16 protein-coding genes and 1 pseudogene are annotated in these 16,178 nt (G+C 41.9%); 5 read left to right on the top strand and 12 right to left on the bottom strand.

Features of this window, described 5'->3' with window-relative positions; genetic code table 11:
- The first annotated feature begins 1 nt into the window (after position 1).
- The 4 genes and pseudogenes from HED61_RS03475 to HED61_RS03460 all read left to right on the top strand — a co-directional run bounded on the left by HED61_RS03475 (position 2) and on the right by HED61_RS03460 (position 3,490).
- Entirely contained in the window at positions 2-514 is a 513-nt protein-coding gene (locus HED61_RS03475; RefSeq protein ID WP_003128966.1) for a ClbS/DfsB family four-helix bundle protein, read from the top strand.
- 1 nt (position 515) lies between these two features.
- Positions 516-1,007 (top strand): annotated as a pseudogene (locus HED61_RS03470) (MepB family protein).
- A gap of 445 nt (positions 1,008-1,452) precedes the next feature.
- The gene (locus HED61_RS03465) at positions 1,453-2,454 is read left to right on the top strand and encodes a bile acid:sodium symporter family protein (RefSeq protein ID WP_005469846.1); all 1,002 of its coding nucleotides are present in this window, start codon (positions 1,453-1,455) and stop codon (positions 2,452-2,454) included.
- Positions 2,390-3,490, top strand: a complete 1,101-nt coding sequence (locus tag HED61_RS03460) for an iron-containing alcohol dehydrogenase family protein (protein ID WP_124019099.1) — start codon at positions 2,390-2,392, stop codon at positions 3,488-3,490. Before HED61_RS03465 ends, HED61_RS03460 begins: the two co-directional genes overlap by 65 nt.
- 263 nt (positions 3,491-3,753) lie before the next feature.
- On the opposite strand, the gene HED61_RS03455 is transcribed toward HED61_RS03460, so the two are convergent.
- A complete protein-coding gene (locus HED61_RS03455) occupies positions 3,754-4,710 on the bottom strand; it encodes an L-lactate dehydrogenase (RefSeq protein WP_003128957.1) in 957 nt (318 codons plus the stop codon).
- Positions 4,711-4,817: 107 nt separating this feature from the next.
- Positions 4,818-5,786, bottom strand: coding sequence for a TDT family transporter (locus HED61_RS03450; RefSeq protein ID WP_005469843.1), 969 nt, complete (start codon positions 5,784-5,786; stop codon positions 4,818-4,820).
- 151 nt (positions 5,787-5,937) lie between these two features.
- Between HED61_RS03450 and HED61_RS03445 the strand changes: the two genes are divergently transcribed.
- Positions 5,938-6,777: a LysR family transcriptional regulator gene (locus HED61_RS03445; protein ID WP_021150732.1), complete on the top strand. Its 840-nt coding sequence runs from the start codon at positions 5,938-5,940 to the stop codon at positions 6,775-6,777.
- Between the two features lie 395 nt (positions 6,778-7,172).
- Here HED61_RS03445 and HED61_RS03440 read toward each other — a convergent pair whose 3' ends face one another.
- The 10 genes from HED61_RS03440 to HED61_RS03395 all read right to left on the bottom strand — a co-directional run bounded on the left by HED61_RS03440 (position 7,173) and on the right by HED61_RS03395 (position 15,857).
- Positions 7,173-8,213: a helix-turn-helix domain-containing protein gene (locus HED61_RS03440; protein WP_124019100.1), complete on the bottom strand. Its 1,041-nt coding sequence runs from the start codon at positions 8,211-8,213 to the stop codon at positions 7,173-7,175.
- 258 nt (positions 8,214-8,471) lie between these two features.
- Positions 8,472-9,212: a 2-dehydro-3-deoxy-phosphogluconate aldolase gene (gene dagF, locus HED61_RS03435; RefSeq protein ID WP_003128951.1), complete on the bottom strand. Its 741-nt coding sequence runs from the start codon at positions 9,210-9,212 to the stop codon at positions 8,472-8,474.
- Positions 9,213-9,224: 12 nt separating this feature from the next.
- Entirely contained in the window at positions 9,225-10,316 is a 1,092-nt protein-coding gene (locus HED61_RS03430; RefSeq protein ID WP_029487397.1) for a DgaE family pyridoxal phosphate-dependent ammonia lyase, read from the bottom strand.
- Entirely contained in the window at positions 10,306-11,412 is a 1,107-nt protein-coding gene (locus HED61_RS03425; RefSeq protein WP_021150736.1) for an amidohydrolase/deacetylase family metallohydrolase, read from the bottom strand. The genes HED61_RS03430 and HED61_RS03425 overlap by 11 nt, the downstream gene beginning before the upstream one ends.
- Before the next feature lie 15 nt (positions 11,413-11,427).
- Positions 11,428-12,105: a DUF4310 family protein gene (locus tag HED61_RS03420; RefSeq protein ID WP_029487396.1), complete on the bottom strand. Its 678-nt coding sequence runs from the start codon at positions 12,103-12,105 to the stop codon at positions 11,428-11,430.
- Positions 12,106-12,115: 10 nt separating this feature from the next.
- Positions 12,116-12,895 (bottom strand): DUF4311 domain-containing protein, encoded by a 780-nt coding sequence (locus tag HED61_RS03415; RefSeq protein ID WP_003128944.1) that lies wholly within the window; start codon positions 12,893-12,895, stop codon positions 12,116-12,118.
- 27 nt (positions 12,896-12,922) lie between these two features.
- Positions 12,923-13,273, bottom strand: coding sequence for a DUF4312 family protein (locus HED61_RS03410; protein ID WP_003128943.1), 351 nt, complete (start codon positions 13,271-13,273; stop codon positions 12,923-12,925).
- Between the two features lie 16 nt (positions 13,274-13,289).
- Positions 13,290-13,646: a glycine-rich SFCGS family protein gene (locus tag HED61_RS03405; RefSeq protein ID WP_003128942.1), complete on the bottom strand. Its 357-nt coding sequence runs from the start codon at positions 13,644-13,646 to the stop codon at positions 13,290-13,292.
- A gap of 19 nt (positions 13,647-13,665) precedes the next feature.
- Positions 13,666-13,998 (bottom strand): PRD domain-containing protein, encoded by a 333-nt coding sequence (locus HED61_RS03400; RefSeq protein ID WP_021150740.1) that lies wholly within the window; start codon positions 13,996-13,998, stop codon positions 13,666-13,668.
- Complete coding sequence (locus HED61_RS03395; RefSeq protein WP_029487395.1) at positions 13,998-15,857, bottom strand: BglG family transcription antiterminator; 1,860 nt, start codon at positions 15,855-15,857, stop codon at positions 13,998-14,000. Before HED61_RS03395 ends, HED61_RS03400 begins: the two co-directional genes overlap by 1 nt.
- Positions 15,858-16,178 lie beyond the last annotated feature (321 nt).

The following is a 16,178-nucleotide window of genomic DNA, read 5'->3' as shown; positions in this document are numbered from 1 at the left end:
AATGCGTCAGTATCAAACAAAAGCAGAATTGATCCAAACCATTCAAGACACGTTTCAAAAATACATCACCGAATTTGAAGAGATTCCAGAAGAATGGAGACACCAGCACCATGATGAGGTAGATAAAAGTCCCTCTGAAAATTTGTCTTATCAACTAGGGTGGCTCCATCTTCTATTAGACTGGGAAGCCCAAGAAAAAAACGGCGTTGCTGTGCAAACACCAGCAGCAGGCTATAAGTGGAATCAGTTAGGTGCACTTTATGATCAATTTTATCAGCGCTATGGGCAGCTTTCCCTAAAAGAACAACAACAGCAGTTGACCCAACTGGTGGAGGAACTATGCCAATGGATCAGCACACTATCAGATACCGAACTGTTTGAGCCCGGACAGAGAAAGTGGGCTACAACCAAAGCACAATGGCCCCTGTATAAATGGATCCACATTAATTCAGTGGCGCCATTCACTAATTTCCGAACAAAAATCAGAAAATGGAAACGATTGGTGATGGCCTAAAATGCGGCAATCAGAGAAATTGATGACTGCATTATTGAAGATGCACCATATAGCTGGCCCCACTAAGATTCAAACGGAGAGACAAAACAGCGTATATGAAGGCATGACTTTCGTTGTTGGAAACACGACTTTTCGTAGCCGTCTGGCGAAGAAAACACCAAAGAAAAAAGGCTATTTCACTGCATTGTGGGAGCACCCTCATGAAAAGAATCAAGCTTATTCATTAAGCGGCTATCCAGACAAATGAATGATTACTGTCCTTGATGGCAAGCAAAAAGGTCAATTTGTCTTCCCGTCTTCTGTTCTTGTCGCCAACGGCATCATCAAAACAGAAACAACCGCAGGGAAAATGGCTTTTCGCGTGTATCCACCATGGGTGCAGGACTTAAATCCTACCGCATCCCGAACACAAAACTGGCAAACGCCTTATTTCCTCGATTTATCTGAACCTCTCAAGCAGACTGAAACCCTAGAAAAGTTTTACTTTCAATGAAAAAGGCTTAGAAGATGTCTGCGCTTCTGAGCTTTTTTCTCTCATCCCGTCTCTAATTTCCTTTATTAGCAAAAATCTCATTTTCCCTTTGACAGATTCCAAACTATTTTGTACACTAGATAAAACAATTTAAATATTCTGAAAATTTAGACAAAGGAAGTGATTGAATGACTGTTAGTAGAAGAGAGGCAATTATTTTATTATTATAGTCGGGACTGTTTGAGTATTTTATTCAAAGAGTCCCTATTCACATTGCACCAGAAGAACAGAGAATCTTCTTGGGTGGAATGTTTTTTTATACCCTTTTTAAAGCTTTGCTTGTTGAAAACTTTTGCTGGTAGCTGTGCTGGTTTTCTATTGATTCCTCTGATCCGCAGCATCTCAGGTGTTGGAAACGGTGATAGGATTGCTAGTCCCTTTACGTCAAGATGGAAGGAAAGTCTTAATGAATACAATAAATTCGATTGCCAAATTTGTGAATAAATACCTGATTTATCTCATGGTCCTTTTGATGCTGATCTCCTACCTGTTTCCCCAACCATTTTTGTGGATACCTACGCGCACAACAACGTTACTAAGCATCATCATGTTTTGTATGGGAATGACGTTAAATGTCACTGCTTTTAAAATGGTGGTGATTCAGCCAAAAGCTTTTCTTTTAGGTTTATTGATCCAATTTACCATCAGCCCGCTTGTTGCTTATGGCTTGGCACAGCTTTTCGGATTATCCTCCGGACTGATCATCGGTTTTGTCTTGCTGGGTTCTGTTTCAGGAGGAACCGCCAGCAACGTGATGACCTTCATCGGCAAGGGAGATGTCGCATTGACGGTCTCTTTGACCACTGTCTCCACGCTAATGGCAACGGTGGTGACCCCTTTTCTTGTCTATTTTTTAGCTGGACAGTATACAGAAATCTCATTTTTCGCCATGCTTTTGTCGGTTTTGCAGATGGTACTACTGCCGATTCTTTTAGGGATCATCGTCCATAAGCTTATTGCCAACTATATCGATGCGTGGATGCAGGCTTTTGTCTTAGTCTCTTCCGTCAGCATCCTTTTGATCGTTGCAGGAACCGTGGCGAAAAATGGGGCAGTGATCGTTCAGTCTGGAATAATCGTCATCTTCCTTGTCTTGCTGCATAATCTTATCGGTTACGGTGCAGGCTACGGGATTAGCCGCCTACTAGGTGTCAGTGATCAACAGGCCAAGTCGATCATGTTTCAATTAGGAATGAAAAATACCGGATTAGCCATCTCCTTAGCGAATGCTCATTTCGCCACGATCGCAGCTGCCGTTACTCCAGCTGCTGTCGGCATGATCATTCATCAGATCACAGGACCAATATTAGCGAATATCGTCGCAAAGAAAGAAGGAAAACAATATGAGTCAAAGTATCTTTTTGCCAAATTATACGATCGGAACAGACGCTTACGAAAAAGTAAATGATATCGTTAAAAGTTATGGGACAAAAGCTGTTCTGATTGGTGGAAAAACAGCACTAGCGAAAGCAGAGCACAAAATCAAGTCTGCCTTGACACAAGACGTATTCGTCATTGACAGCCTATGGTATGGTGGAAATTCTACCTATGAAAATGTAGCACGCTTACTGCAGGAAGAAAGTGTCCAAGCAGCAGAGGTCCTATTTGCCGTTGGAGGCGGCCGTGTGTGTGATACCGTCAAAGTCGTAGGTGAGAAATTAGCCAAGCCCGTCTTCACATTTCCGACGATTGGCTCAAATTGTTCTCCCGTTACAGCCGTGTGCGTGATCTACACCGAAGCAGGCGAAATGCATGGCTTGTTCTTTCCTTCAAAACCGCCGGTCCATGCCTTTATTGATACAGCTATTATCGCCGCAGCGCCGGATAGTTACCTGTGGGCCGGCATCGGTGACGCCTTATCGAAAGAAATCGAAGCCACTTTTTCTTCTAGAGGGGATCAATTGGATCATACCGATGCATTAGGCATTCAGATCAGCAAAATGTGCACGGAGCGCTTATTGACCTACGGCACACAAGCGTTGAAAGACAGTGCCGCCAATCGCCCCTCGGATGCCATCCAACAAGTCGTCTCAGATATCATCGTGACCACCGGGTTAGTATCTGTCTTAGTCATCAATGACTACAATTCTGCCATGGCCCATTCGTTCTATTATGGTACGACTGTTCTGGAAAAAATGGAGAATTATCTGCATGGGGCTTCTGTCAGCTACGGCGTTCTAGCATTGTTGATGATGGATCAGCAAACCGAACTCTTTCAACGAGTCTATGCTTTTATGAAAGAAAACAAGCTGCCCGTCTGTTTGGCTGACATGCACCTCAATGCCCAATCGGACTTGGAAGCCATCTTAGATAAAGCCATGACCACCAACGACATTGTTCATGTACCCTATCCCATCACTCGCGAGATGTTCCAGCAAGCCATTCTTGCTGTAGAAGCCTATCATGCCAAACAAGAAAAGCAGCAGTACACTACTATTGGATAAATACCACGAATAAACCAAGAATCTTTCTACCAAAAAAGTAAGCAAAAAAGAGCAGCTCGAGTTGATTCGCGCTGCTCTTTTTCTATTACGGCTTATCAATTAACTAAGGAATTCATTCATTTTCAACTAATCGTGGTCTTATCGGCTGAACAATCGTTGCGCCATTCTACTACCTTTTGGAAATAGTCATTTGTTATGAGAGAGAAACGACTGACCAATTACTTTGGCGGATGATCGCCGATAGTGATAGCATCTCTCCTTTCTCAATGAGTCGTTTTGTCCAGTGATTGGATCACTTCTCTAAGTTGGCTGCAGGATTGGGCAAATTTTTGCTTCTCGGCTGGGTCGATATTCAGCTCAATGATTTCCCGCACCCCTCCTTGGTCAACCACCGAAGGGACACCTGTAAATAGATCCTTTTCGCCGTATTCCCCATCGAGATAGGCAGAGACGGGCAATACTGCTTGCTCATTGTTCAAGATTGCTCGAACGATTCTGGCAACACTCATACCGATACCATAGAAGGTGGCTTTTTTACGATTGATAATCTCATAAGCGCTATTTTTCACCCGATCAGAAATGGTTGTCAGATCTTCGACAGTCAATCGATGGTTTTTGACGATAAACTCTAGCAACGGTTTTCCCCCTACTGTCGTATGTGACCAGACTGCTACTTCAGAGTCCCCATGCTCGCCAATAATGTAGCCATGGATACTTCTTGGGTCAATCTCTAATTTTTGCGCCAATTCTTTACGGAATCTGGTGGTATCTAGCGTTGTCCCAGTTCCAACGACGCGGTTGCTTGGCAGACCCGATGCTTGCCAAGCAACGTGTGTCAATACATCCACAGGGTTAGAAGCAATGACTAAAATCCCATCAAAACCTGACCCCATCACTTCTCTTACAACACTAGTCATGATCCCCGCGTTGACATCGATTAGTTCCAACCGTGTTTGTCCTGGTTTTTGGTTGACACCTGCCGTGATCACCACGATATCTGCATCCTGGCAATCAGTATAGTCGCCAGCCCAAACTTTGATGTTTTCCTGGGCCCATGACATCCCATCCAATAAATCAAGGGCTTCTCCTTCCGCCTTTTCACGATCCACATCGATCAAAACCAATTCATTGATCAGCCCTTGGTTGATCATTGAGTAAGCAATACTTGTTCCTACAAATCCAGTTCCAACGACAACTACTTTTCTACTTGTATTTCTCATATGAACCCACATCCTTTTTTATTATTTAGAAACAATATGACTTTCATTTATCCCGCAATAACAACAATTTTCTTACTCGAACTTACAAAGATACGTCCATTAATACCTTAACATTCATGATCTGCGATCAAACTCTTTGTCTGACTATACAAATGAACGAAGTATTTCAGCAATACATAGCAAACCATTGCGATAGCTAATACTGTTTCAACTATACTCAATAACTCAGTCACTCCAAATAAAATTGGGCGATCCATAAAGAATTGAGAAGACTTGAACATTGCTGTTGCTGAAATGACTAATGGGAATGTGAAGGCTGCATAACTTGGATAAAAGCCAACTTCCAGCATTTTTTTCATGTAAAATACCACGCAGAAATAAATTGCTTGGGACAATACCAGCATCAAAGCTACAAATAAAGCCGATCCTTCTTTAAAGACTGACAGATAGCCAGCTAAACAAAGGGAGCCAGGGGCGGTCAAAATTGTGATCAAAGGTACTGCTGAAGCTTCTGTCATCTTTTGGAACATAATTCGTTTTAGAATCACTGGTAGTAGAGCAAAATATAGAACCAGTGCAATCCATACAACGATTTCCCCCAGTTCTTTGATAAAGACTGCTGATGTATTTGGAATCACTCCAATGCCGACAAAAGTAATAAACCAGCTTGGATACACATATTCCAACGTAATGTCGACAGGTAAAATATGAACGACAACAAAATAAGTCATGAGACCCAAATGCAACCCGATTGATGTCAGCCATAGCAAGTCATTCATCAGTAAATTAGGAAATACTCGCTCCAACACTACCGAGATCACCATCAAAGACATGGTAAAAGTAGGTGCAACAGAAGCGATGATCGGATTTTTCAAATCCGCTAATGTGTGTTTAAATGTGAAAAACAGCTTAAGAAGGAACAATCCCATAATCAAAATACCAATCAAACAAAAGATATTGCCGATTGCTTCGAACCCTTCGGCAAACAATAAATTTCCTAACGAAACCGTTCCTAAAATCAACCCACAAATAGGTATCGGAATTGCATTCAAAAAATTTTTTAGTGCTTGATTCATTGATCCATCCTTTCTGAACGATTAAAAATTTCTATCGTACTTGTGTTATCTTTTGTAGTCATCTATAATATAACCACAAATTAACTATTTGTAAAATAACGATTTTATATATCCGTTATAAATTATATTAATAGAAAAAGGTGGGATTCTTTTGTTTGAACTATTAAAAACATTCGTTGTCGTTTATGAAACTAGGAATTTTAGTGTTGCCGCCAAACAAATGTTTAAGACCCAGCCAACCATCTCCGTCCAAATTCAAAAATTGGAGACCGAGTTAGGGTTCAAACTCTTTGAACGCAAAGGAAAACAATTGATTCTACCCACGAAACAAGCAGAATTCTTGTACCCTAAAGTGGTGGATTCGTTAAATTCGTTAGCTAGTGTCTTTGCACAAGCTAAAAATGCCAAAAATTTCAAGACGGACTGCGTATTGGCTTGCTCCAATACAACTGGTGTTCACCTACTCCCAACGATCATGGGCCAGCTGATCGAACACTTTCCATTCATTGCTTTCGAAATCAAAATCATGAATTCTCAGGAAGTCATTGATGCCGTGGAAGCCAACAAAGCCCATATCGGACTGATCGAAAAAGCCATCGTCTCTCCTTTGATCCAAAAAGAGTTCGTCTATAAAGACGAACTTGTTCTAGCAGGAGATATTGATTCCGATTTCTGGATCCTCAGAGAGAATGATTCCGGAATGTACTATATCAATGAAACGTATCTTTACTCGAATCATTTGAACCCGCAGATCATTAAAGCCAACAATAGCGAAATGATTCTAGCACTACTGGAGAATAACATCGGCAAGTCGATCATTTCCAAACTTGCCCTCACAGACACATTGAATTGGCAAGAACTAGCCCCAGAATACCGTTACCGAGACCTGTTTATTATCCAGAACGTCCAAAGCCCCTACCCAGAAACAGCCGCAGTTTATGATGTGATCAAAGACTTACTGATTCAGCTGTCGGAAGAGGCAGATGCCTAAGAAAACAACACAAAAAGCAGCTCACCTACTGATGAGCTGCTTTTTATTCCTATCTCAAAATTATCTGAAAAAATGTTTTTATTAGGGTGATTAGCAAGGTTGTCAATTATAGATTTCAGCTACAAAACTTAACGCTTTTTTGTCTCTTAAGCATTGGATAATCCCCGGTACACCCTACCAAACAGCAAGAGATAATGAAGCGTTTCAATGATCTGTAAAAATAGCAAGAAGATTTCCTGAATGATTAACCAAATACATTGCCGTCAAATTAACTAACACTTATTTGCTCATTTTATCTTGTTCTTACTTTACCTATTGGAAGAACTTGCATGTCTTTTATGACTAATTGGAACAGTTCTTGTGTCGATTTTTATTACTGGAAAAGCACGCTTTCTTTATCTGCTCTTGCCTACCAACACTTGCCATCGTTCATTCGTCTTCAACCAAGAAAAGGTTTCTTCATCACTAAACATGCGGAATAAATTCTCGTAAAGTTCGTTAACGAAGTTGCTGTCGATTTCCTTAAATGTCATGTGTTCATACAACGTTGAATGGGTGAAATCGTTGATTTTAGCAACACTGGCGAGGATTTTCTCCATTGTTTCTATCGTTCGATCCGCATCCTTTTCTGCAATAGCTAAGTCAATATCACTGGATACCTCGTGATATTCCCCCATTTCAAATAATTTTGCCAATTCTGACTGTTTCTTCACTAGCAGATGCGCCTTTGCTTTATTCTCATCCTTCATCGCCAAAAGATATAATTGTTGGAATACCATACTCATCCTTTGATAACCAGAAAACAGCAGCTCCTCATAAGCTTGATAGGCTTCTGCTACTCGTCCGGTCTTACTGTAAAGATAGGCTTGTTTGATTTTTCTCTCTGGGTTCTGATTGGAAAAATAATGGAGGTAGCTTTCTGCTTTCTCGTACGCTTCTTTTCGTACGTAAAATCCAAACAAAGAATCGGCTGCTCGATTTCTGGTATCTTCATCCCGACTTTCTAACGCCCGTTCGTACCAACGATGAATGTGCTTCTGGTATGTTTCTTTAGCGGGAACAGCTTGTTCCAATAGCTGTACATCTAAAAGCAGTGCTACTTGGCCAATCAATTGTTCACAATTTGGGTAGGTATCCAAAATTTCTTTGGCCCAGCGAAATACATCTTCAAAAGGTTGTTTTTTGAGCTTATGATCCAGTTCACGAATGATCTGATTGATTTCGGTTATCGTGAGTTCTTTTTCAAATGAGAATAACGTATCAAGACTAATGTCTAGTAAGCGTGCAATTGGCGCTAGCAACAAGATATCTGGATGTGAATGCCCCTTTTCCCACTTATTTACTGCTGGCGCTGTCACACCAAGGCGATTGGCTAGCTCTTCTTGTGTCAATCCTTTCTTCTTCCGATACTGGCGAATCACTTCCCTCATCTCCATCGCTGTGGTCTCCTTTTCGGTTGATAGTGGTAACTGCTTTGATCATAACAAGAATCGGAACACGCAACAATTGATTAAATGATTCTATTTTCTAAAAAAAATTAACCAGTGGTTAGGTTACAAAGAGCAATCAAAGCGGACATAGAAAACTTGTCTCTTAGTTGTTTTTGTAGCAATCTTGACGCAAAAAAGACACCCATCTCTGAGTGTCTTACCAATGACTGATTCCCCATCTAGTAAACAGTCTTTATGCTTCACTTATTTGACGATTTTCTTGACCATGTCGAATAATGTTTTCACATCTTCTGGTCGCGTATCGCCAGTTTCTTTGTCAATAATCGAACTGTAAATATGCGGAATCACTTTTTTAACGCCTGCATCAATGGCGATTTGCAGAATTTCTTCGAAGTTTTCCAGATCAATTCCTCCGGTTGGTTCTAAATAAAAATCATATTTGGCGCAAGCTTCCGCAACTGCTTTGAATTCTTCTTTGTGCGCTAACCCTTTCATTGGGAAGTATTTAATGGAGCTTCCACCCATATCTTGCAGCATTTTAATGGCGGTCTCGATGGGAACCTCTGCCGCCGGTGCCTGTGAACTTAAAGGTCCAGTGGCAATATTGACGTACCCTACCTTGCCTGTTGGTGAAACCAATCCATTGATGACTGTATCGTTTTGTCCCAATAAAGCACGGGAAGTTCCTACACCAGTGAATACTTGGTTGACATGTTGCGGTTGTAAAGTACCAGATAGACGGGAAACCATCTGACTTTGGTTGGGATCTCCGGCGCCCAACCCAACGGACAATGCATTATCCGTTGCCGCTTGATATTTTTTCATGTCTTCGATCGCTGCTTCATCGCTAGTATAGTTTTTGGATAACACACCTAGTACGACATGTCCTGCTGCTGCTTCATAACAAGCCTTCGCATTTTCAACTGAATGAGCCAATACATTTAAACATACGCGATCTTTATAATAATTTGGAATAACTGACAATTTAAAAGCCTCCTACATGATTTCTTTTAAGCGTTTAATGATTTTTTCCATTTCGTTTTGGTTGACCGAGCGAATATCAAACTCAATAATTCCGTTATTTGCTTGATATTCCCGTGTGTAGACTGCTGGGTTTTGTGCCTTTAGTTCTTCAATGACTTCTTTCGCAGATTTCTTGCCAGCAACCGTGACACTTGCACGATAAATATCTCTCCCGGCGCCATCTTGAACGATTTTCGCTGATAAATCAGGAAGTTGATTGATCGCTGCCACGAAAGGTGCCAATCGTTGTTTCATGGACTCACCGGATTCACTGCCATTTTGCAGGTAATCTTCTACTGCTTGTGTAAAGCCTAAAATATTGTCTTTGCCGATTTTCATTGCCCGACCGATCCCTTTAGACTGTAGACGAATCCATTGAATGTATTCCTTTTTCCCTATGACCAGACCGGCACTCGGACCTTCGATTGCTTTGGCGCCAGAATAGATAACAAGGTCGGCACCCATTTCGCTGTATTTGAACAAGTCTTCTTCCGCGGCTGCGTCAACGATCAATGGCAAGTGATGGGCTTTGGCAACTTCTACCATCTCCGACACCGTTAGCATACTTTTCTGCACGGTATGATGGCTTTTAATATATAGAAGTGCGGCTGTTTCTTCCGTGATCATCCTAGCGACATGCGCCGGTGTACACATATTTGCATATCCCGCTTCGACGACTTGTCCACCCCCTTGAGCAACCATTACTTCAACCGGTGTGCCGTAGTCTACATTGTGACCCTTAGGTACGACGATCTCCCGTCTCGTGATTTTTTCCGTGTAGGGATGATAAACATGGTACAGGTCGCCTTGACCAATCAAAGCCGCGACAGATTGGGCAATCCCTGCTGAAGCAGAAGAAACAATCTGCGCATCTTCCACCTTCAATAACTGAGAAAGGTAGGCGCCAGTTTTCACAGTCAGATCACTCATTTCAAAAAAATGTTCACCGCCAAATCGTTGTGCGGCTAGCACATTTTCAGATACTTTCGAGACACCGAGTATCGTCATTTTTCCCGAGGCATTGATGACTTCCTTTAAAGCAAACTTTTCATAGCTAATTGTCATAAATGACGCCTCCAATAATTGTTTGGACTGGAACAATTTGTTCTTTCGCTATCCGTGTAACCCCATTGGAATCTTTCAGTTCTTTTTCATTTTCGACAATCTCAAAGATCGTCAAATCGGCATCAAAACCAACAGTCAATTGACCTTTCTTCGCCAAGTGGAAGTTTTTGGCAGGAACTGAGGTGACTTTCTCAATAATCTCTTCCCACGAGTAGCCTACTACTCTCATTTTTTCCAGCGTAGTAGCCAGATCAAAGACTGGCCCATTCGTACGATTGCGGATATAAATATCTGTACTGATCGAGTTGGCTTTGAGACCTGCTTTTAAGGCAGTTTCAGCAACGTGGAAATTAAAGCTGTCTGTTCCATGACCGATATCAAAGACAACGCCTTTTTTATACGCATCCCAAACAAAGTCTTTGATTTGATCCGTGGCTTGGTCTAAAATGCCGTTCGGTTTTCCATTAAAACAATGGGTCAATACGTCGCCTTTTTCCATTCTTGTCAATACTTCTTCTAATTCAGGAGGCGCCGAACCAATATGAACCATCAATGGCAAGTCATTGTTTTCTGATTGGATTTTTTTGGCTAACTCTAGTGGCGTGATGCCATTCTCGCCGACAACTGTTTTGCTCATTCTTGCCTTGATCCCTACAATAAATTCCGGAAGCTCTGCTAATGCAGCTCTGACTAGATCTTCTTGGATTTTTGTCAGGTCAGCAAGTTCATCTTGTTCCACGATCCCCCATTTAGAAATGTTCATTAGTGCGTACACATTGGTTTTGACCGATTTCGTCAGTTGATAAAAATCGCGAATATTTTCTGCGCCCGTAGTCCCTGCATCAATAACCGTTGTTACTCCCTTTTGGACCCCTATTTGATCGGGATAATCATAATACAGGTTCATCTTTTCATAACAGTGGACATGATCATCGATCCAACCGGCAGAGAGATAGGAATTGCCGGATAAATCAATCACTTCTCGTGCCGGCTCATTGATCTCTGAAGCAACTGCTTTGATTATGCCTTTTTCCAACGCAACTTCCACTTTGCTGCCATCGATTAATTTGCCATTTTTGATTAAAGTATCAAACATTTCATTGCCTTCTTTCTATTGAATTACCGCTGGGAAGATCGCACCTAAGATCATTGCGCCTAAAATAGCGCCACCGGCAATTGGTTTTTTCCAAGCATAAAAAGCCAACGCGCCTAATGTCGCCCCAATGCCAATGGGAATAGAGGCTGCACAAGCACTTAAAATGATCAATGGGCCTAAAAACCGGCCGGAGGAATTTCCGGCGCCCATCATAACATCTGCCCCAAAAGTTGAATTTGACTGATTGATGGTGAATTTGCGAATCAACACGATAATGCCGCCAACGATCAGACCCAAGACCAATCCGGTCAATAACGAGAGGGTAAAATTATCGATTGGTGCTGTTATCTTCATGCTTAGGAGAATGGCTGGAACGCCAATCCCGATCCCAGTCAAAATCGAACCGCCTAAGTCCAAGATCCCTACCAAAGAGCCTTCTAAGATCCGAGCAAATAAGAAACTCGCCCCAAAAGCTGCCGCAGCCCCATAGGAACCGCCATCCAAGCCGGCTTTTAGCATCGCAACGATCGAAACTTCATTGAATGCACCGACGCCATACACGACATACATATGGGTTCCTGAGAATACAGCCGCTGACATGATTCCTACGATCAATGGGAAAGACCAGTCTGCAAACCAAAAACTCTTTTGCCGTTTTGCTTCTACTGCTTTTACCTGTTCTTCTGTCTCCATGATTTCCCTCCTATTTCACACTAAAGATGTTGTGCAAGTTATCAAGCCAATGAGGTACTTGAAGTTGGAAACTCTTGATCATTTCCATATCAAATCCACGGAAAAATCCGCTGAAAACAAAGAGTAAAACAATCGCAATCATCATACTCTTCGTGACCCGATTCCAACCACTCTCATCGACGCCTTTACCGATTAAGATTCCTAGAACAACGCCAGGAACCGCATTGCCCATGATCAGTTGCGCAATCCCGCCAAAAAGCGTCCCCCAGAAACCTGTTCGTTTCCCTGCATCTAAAGCCGCCAACCAGAAGATCACTGGCATCACGGTATTGATCAGAATCGTCGCTGCTGGAACCAACACGGAAACAGCGGTTACTTGTAACGCCTCTGGAATCGCTGCAGCTGTCGTATTCAAGAAAGCGACTACTAACGCGCCAATAACAGCGCCAATGATCCCCATTTTTTTCGGATCATGCATTGTCTGGCTGACATCTTTGTTTTTGGCTAAGAGAGCCGCAGCTGCCCAGTTAGGCACGATGCGGTGGGTCACATCTTGCGTGAAAGCTCCAGCGCCAACTGAAGAAGCCCAAGCATTAAAGAAAAAACCTAATCCAAAGGAAAAATGGGAGGCAGCATCCCCCATGCAGGCATTCATCTCCCCTAATGTTCTAAAAGCTCCTAATCCTTGCGTACTGGGCGCATGAAACATACGAGCTGCTCCGACAGATGCAGAGAAACCGAGTAAGCCCCCGATGATGATCGATTTAGTTAAAATAATGACAAAATCCACGTTATTCCCTCCTCCTTATGATTCAAATCAAACTTTTTTCGTTACAAACGGTAAAACAATCCCATTGGGGTCTTCTGTGAGGTGTTGAGTGAAAGGTACATCTGCCAAACGTATTTCTGTCACAGTTACCGTGACAGAAAGTTCGACTTCATAATTCACTCGTTGCCGGGGAAAAAAGAAGAATAGAAAGCGTTCTGTGTATTTGTTTTCGACCGCCTTCAACACCTCCACATTGACTGGTTCGATGCGCAATAATACTTTCGCCGATGCCATTAGTTTGTTTTGGATCTCTGCGAGTGCTGATGCAAAGGCATGTTGCTTAGTTTCTCCTTTACCGGAGACGATGACTTTTTGCTGAGTTGTCTTTTGAACGCTCATCTTGTGTGCCCTCTTTCTATTTTCCGTGCTTTTTGATAAATTCTTCCGTCAAGCGTCTTCCTAGCTCTTCTTGATCCATAAAACCGAAACCTAGCACGGTTTTCCCATCTTTGATGGCGGTGATCCCTTCTTCAATCGAACGCATCCCATGACGTTCTGGATACCCATATTTATTTGCGGCTGTTAAGGCTCCAGCCCCACCGCTCCCGCAAAAAGAAATTCCCATATCGGCATTCTCTTGTTGCATGACATCACCTAAACGCATATCTGCGCCCATTCCCGGGACAACAACTGCCTTGCCGCCAGCTGCTTCTACACCTTTAGCTACGTTTTGTCCTTTTCCCATACGATCTGCAATAACTACTGTAATCATGACTGTTTCCTCCTAAATATTAATTATTTTTTGCTGTTTCAAAATGAATCGATAAAACATAGATCTCATCTTCACTTAAATGACCAATCGTTCGAACGACCTCATCGGAAATCGCAATGGCTTCTTTGGATACTTCTCGGAACAATTCCCGATCAACAGCGGGAATCTTTTCTCCTTTTTGAGAGCGTTTCAGCATCTCGTTCAAGTGATTGATCAAAATCGTCCACTGAAGTTCAGTAGGTTCAATGGCAAATTCTGCAAGTCGCTCTTCGACCAAAGCAATCACTTGTTTTAATTTTTCCTGGTTTTGACTTTCCTCGATCATAGTTATCGCTTCTGCTGACAGTTTCACTAGCTTGACGCTCCTTCTTTTATATATGAAAATAATGCGCTGATTTCTGATTTGTTGATGCCTAAATTATTTTCAGCAAAAATTGCTTCAATTTCTCCTACCAACGCTTCTCGGTTCAAAATGATTTGGTCGACTTGGCTGCCTTCTGCTAAATATTGCTGATCAAATGTGATGCGATGGACCATTAAGAAAACATGGAGCAAAAAGGCTTCTCGGTACTCTTGGATCAATTCAGACTCTAATGTGACAAGTAACTGTTCATAGATCGTATATGCCTTTAAAATCAGTTCCTTGCTGAAGTCTTCCAGAGTTTCCTTATTGATAGGTGCTTCATTGAGAACTAATTGGTGCCGCCTATCCTGACTTGTTGAAGCGAGGATTTTTTTGATCATTTGCTGGATGTTTTGCAGATCCTGCTCAGTCGGCAGTGGATGGACTTTGATGAAAGGCCGATCAATGCCATTGATCGGAAAAATACTAATGACCAGATCCGGATCCTTCGCGGCAATCACCTTTTGTGCATTTAAGACTGAAGCAAAAGCTACAATAGTAATATTGTTCAATTCTTCGTTGATCTTTTGCTTAATTAAACTTGTCACGCCTAAACCCGTTGAACAAACGTAAACCGCTCGAACACTTCGCAAGTCTTCTTCTCTTTCGTAGGAAACCAGAAAGTGCAACGCAATGTAGGCAACAAAAGAATCATTGATCAAGAGTTTCTCGCTTATTTCTTGGAGGGCTGCTTGATTGATAGCAGCAAACAATTCAGGATATTTCTGTTTGATGTCCTCTTTAAACGGATTGTACTCATTGACAAAATTTTTCCTTCTTGAGAGACGCATAGACAAATGGGCGTAGAGATTCGTCAATAATTGGGGGTCTTGATAAAACGGAAAATTGATTTTCTTGCTTACCTTATAAATCATATTCTCTACCAATTTCATGACATCTTGCTGATGGATCGTATCGAAGGTATCACTATAAATATAGTCATATTCATCTTCAAATAATGGCAATTGATAGTAATCAAACACCTGCTGCATCACCCGATACGAAAGATCGTTTTTTTCTATTTCGTGTTCAGGAATCAATTGGTACCGTCCAATCGTGGCCTCTTTGCGCAAGCGAACAGTGGCGATCGTTACGCGAATCAGAATATTTAGTAGTTCTGCATAATTTAGTTTTTCCAGATTTTCGGATTCCAGTAAGTGCCGCATCCGAATGATGACTTGATTAAAGACCTCCTGCAACGGCGTTTCCTTCGCAGAATACATTTCGAAACATTCCGTTTCTCTGCCATTTAGCAACAACGCCATTAATTTATAGATGTCATAGTCCGTAAACTCTTTTTGCAGAATCTCCTCGATCGTTAACCGAACCAAACGTTCATTGCCAGTGATCCAAAATCCCTTTCGTGTTTGGCGATTCAGAACTAAACCTTCTTTGAGAAAGTGATGTTCCAACTCATCTAAATCATTCATGATCGTATCTTTACTTACTTCTAGCGCATTGGCTAACTTTAGCGCCGTGATTGCTTCCTTGGTAACAAGAAGCATGATCAACAGGCGATTGATCCGTAAGCTTTGATCGGCAAATAGCTCCAGACGATTGACATCCATCAACTCGCTTTTTAATTTGATTCGATCAGAATCACTCACACTGAGCCAAATTCCCTGACTCCGTTTGCTGTGCAGTTCTTGATTCCGCTCAATCAACCAATCACGGATATCCTCCAGATCATATTTGATCGTTCGTACACTGACACTTTCTTTTTCAGCTAACTGTTTGATCGTTACCGGTTCTGTCATTTCTAACAAGTAAATCAAAAGTTGGCTTTCTCTTTTGGTAAGCTGCTGCATCGTTCTCGCTCCTTACACCGCTAAATATAAGCGTTTTCTTAACTAGTCACAATATGAAATGTTTGCACTTAACTTAGTGCAAATGATCGTAATTTAACAACTCATCAACTTATTCACAAGCTTATCCTCCCTCAAAACCGCAACGTGGACCCATTAATTATTGCACTAAGTCGTCCCTTTACAACATCTCGATGCCATTTTTTTTGCTTTTTTTATTTTATGACACTAATCCAACTGACAGATACCCTTCACCTCAATGTATCAGAAATCGGTTCCCCGCATGACATCATTGAACAGCAAAAAACACTTTCCAACTTTTGG

Origin of the sequence: Enterococcus gallinarum, assembly GCF_021496385.1 — a bacterium.
Classification (GTDB): domain Bacteria; phylum Bacillota; class Bacilli; order Lactobacillales; family Enterococcaceae; genus Enterococcus_D; species Enterococcus_D gallinarum.
This window is presented reverse-complemented; position numbering and strand designations above follow the sequence as displayed.

Coding starts and splice junctions, on each gene's coding strand:
- HED61_RS03405 (WP_003128942.1), bottom strand. CDS start 13,646: ATGATTACAGTAGTTATTGCAGATCGTATGGGAAAAGGACAAAACGTA.
- HED61_RS03420 (WP_029487396.1), bottom strand. CDS start 12,105: ATGGAGACAGAAGAACAGGTAAAAGCAGTAGAAGCAAAACGGCAAAAG.
- HED61_RS03440 (WP_124019100.1), bottom strand. CDS start 8,213: ATGGAGATGAGGGAAGTGATTCGCCAGTATCGGAAGAAGAAAGGATTG.
- HED61_RS03475 (WP_003128966.1), top strand. CDS start 2: ATGCGTCAGTATCAAACAAAAGCAGAATTGATCCAAACCATTCAAGAC.
- HED61_RS03425 (WP_021150736.1), bottom strand. CDS start 11,412: ATGTTTGATACTTTAATCAAAAATGGCAAATTAATCGATGGCAGCAAA.
- HED61_RS03465 (WP_005469846.1), top strand. CDS start 1,453: ATGAATACAATAAATTCGATTGCCAAATTTGTGAATAAATACCTGATT.
- HED61_RS03460 (WP_124019099.1), top strand. CDS start 2,390: ATGAGTCAAAGTATCTTTTTGCCAAATTATACGATCGGAACAGACGCT.
- HED61_RS03455 (WP_003128957.1), bottom strand. CDS start 4,710: ATGAGAAATACAAGTAGAAAAGTAGTTGTCGTTGGAACTGGATTTGTA.
- HED61_RS03395 (WP_029487395.1), bottom strand. CDS start 15,857: ATGCAGCAGCTTACCAAAAGAGAAAGCCAACTTTTGATTTACTTGTTA.
- HED61_RS03450 (WP_005469843.1), bottom strand. CDS start 5,786: ATGAATCAAGCACTAAAAAATTTTTTGAATGCAATTCCGATACCTATT.
- HED61_RS03410 (WP_003128943.1), bottom strand. CDS start 13,273: ATGAGCGTTCAAAAGACAACTCAGCAAAAAGTCATCGTCTCCGGTAAA.
- HED61_RS03430 (WP_029487397.1), bottom strand. CDS start 10,316: ATGACAATTAGCTATGAAAAGTTTGCTTTAAAGGAAGTCATCAATGCC.